Origin of the sequence: Neosynechococcus sphagnicola sy1, assembly GCF_000775285.1 — a bacterium.
Classification (GTDB): domain Bacteria; phylum Cyanobacteriota; class Cyanobacteriia; order Neosynechococcales; family Neosynechococcaceae; genus Neosynechococcus; species Neosynechococcus sphagnicola.
Map to the genome: position 1 here is coordinate 1 of NZ_JJML01000093.1, position 1,760 is coordinate 1,760.

Below are 1,760 nucleotides of genomic sequence, written 5' to 3' on the forward strand. Positions count from 1 at the left end.
ATTGCTGGACGTACTGGTGTTGGTAAGAGTACGCTTATTAACGCGGTCTTCCAAGGAAATTTTGCAACTACCGGCCAAGGTCGTCCCGTTACTCAAAACACGAGAGAAATCAAGAAAGAAGAAGTTCCACTTTCCATTTTTGATACTCGCGGACTCGAAATGGCAGAGTTTCACTGAAACATTAAGTGACCCTCAAGTGCCTGGTTAGTGAACGTGCGCGAAGTAGTGACTTAAATCAACATATTCATGTTGCCTGGATTTGTATAGCTGAAGATTCCCGACGTGTTGAACCTGCAGAAGAAGAACTTGTAAAAATGATGGCTGACCGAAATATACCTGTTATTGCTGTCATCATGAAGGCGAGATCTGATCAAGGGTTTCGGGCTATAGTTCTACAGATACTTCCACTCGTAATCAATGCTGTTCGAGTCCGAGCAATTGAGGAAGAACTTGATGAAGGTATTGTACTTCCTTCAATGGGGTTGCGTGATCTCGTAGACTTAACACTACAAGTTGTTCCAGAAGGCCGCAAGAGAGCCTTTACCGCAGCACAGAAAGTAGATATTGAAGTAAAAAAAACCACAATCTCAAGCGATAGTAGCGGGAGCAGCAGCTACTGCAGCATCAATAGCAGTAGCGCCAATTCCATTCTCTGATGCTGTTTTTATCGTGCCAATTCAGATTGGAATGCTTGCTGGGATCTCAGCAACCTTTGGTTTATCGATTGATCAAAGTTTTCTCAGCACAGTAGTAGGTAGCATCGTTGTTGCAGTAGGTGGAACCTTTACAGGACGCACTATTGTATCAGGACTTCTTAAATTTGTTCCGGGCATTGGGTCGATAGCTGGTGGTGCAATAGCAGCAACTACAGCTGCTTCTATTACAACTGCCTGTGGTGGAGCCTATATAGCTGCATTAGAAATTTTATTTATTCAAAATAACGGTGAGCCTCCCATCTCTCAAGATGTTGAAGAAGCTTTTAAACAGAAGTATGCATGACTTGAAGTAAACACAATTCGTGTCTAGAGTGATCGGCTTCTCGCAGGATTAGCTAAAAGCTTTATCTGGTACGGAGAGGGGGGGATTCGAACCCCCGTTGAGTGTGACCTCAAAACAGATTTCGAGTCTGCCGCATTCAACCGCTCTGCCACCTCTCCAGATGTTCATCAGCTTTTTCGTTTAAGAAGTGGGGTGAGGTCTCGCTGCAAAAACGAAGATCAACTTAAAACCAATGAGGCCCATCTTGTCCGGCAATGGCCTCCTTCATTCTACAGCATATGTGGGGAGGTTCCATGGGGAGCGCGTCACCGATTTGTTTGTCTCCAGGGGATAGAACCCTATCGACAAACCCCGCTCTCATCCCGACACTGAGTCGCTCTTGAGTAAACACAATTCGCAACTACAGTGCGGGGCTTCCCGCAGAAAAAGCTAAACCTTAAGTTCCCAAAATTCTAAGAGGATGTTTTAAAAGTCTTCCTGGGTGTATCCAACCACTCAGACCACCTAGAGACCGCTACGACAGAATCAGGGTTTATGGATTTTAGATTGCACCACTGAGTCGTATTTGAGGCTCAAGACGACCCTTTTAAAACATCCTCTAAGTAATGGCAGGCAGAATGCAGCAGGGGAATTCAGAATCCAGGAGCCAGGAGAGGAAAGTGAGCAGGGTATTGGATATGCCGCTAATACCTTGGTGACTGCTGCAACCCACTTTCCTAGGTTGGATTTACCCCCCTCTGTCCCCCCTTCGAAAGGGGGGA

Annotated in this window: 3 protein-coding genes and 1 tRNA gene; 3 read left to right on the forward strand and 1 reads right to left on the reverse strand. The window is 45.7% G+C overall.

Translation table 11 applies throughout. The features are described 5' to 3' along the window. From DO97_RS30460 to DO97_RS21665, 3 genes are read left to right on the forward strand one after another with little or no spacing between them, the layout of a single operon-like run. A complete protein-coding gene (locus tag DO97_RS30460; RefSeq protein ID WP_081980896.1) occupies window positions 1-177 on the forward strand; it encodes a GTPase in 177 nt (58 codons plus the stop codon). An 8-nt stretch (window positions 178-185) separates the two neighbouring features. Continuing rightward, window positions 186-656, forward strand: coding sequence for a hypothetical protein (locus DO97_RS21660; protein ID WP_156120700.1), 471 nt, complete (start codon window positions 186-188; stop codon window positions 654-656). Next, complete coding sequence (locus DO97_RS21665; protein WP_239651919.1) at window positions 643-999, forward strand: hypothetical protein; 357 nt, start codon at window positions 643-645, stop codon at window positions 997-999. The genes DO97_RS21660 and DO97_RS21665 overlap by 14 nt, the downstream gene beginning before the upstream one ends. Before the next feature lie 71 nt (window positions 1,000-1,070). On the opposite strand, the gene DO97_RS20150 is transcribed toward DO97_RS21665, so the two are convergent. Continuing rightward, window positions 1,071-1,157: transfer RNA gene (locus tag DO97_RS20150), tRNA-Ser, on the reverse strand. Window positions 1,158-1,760: the final 603 nt, after the last annotated feature.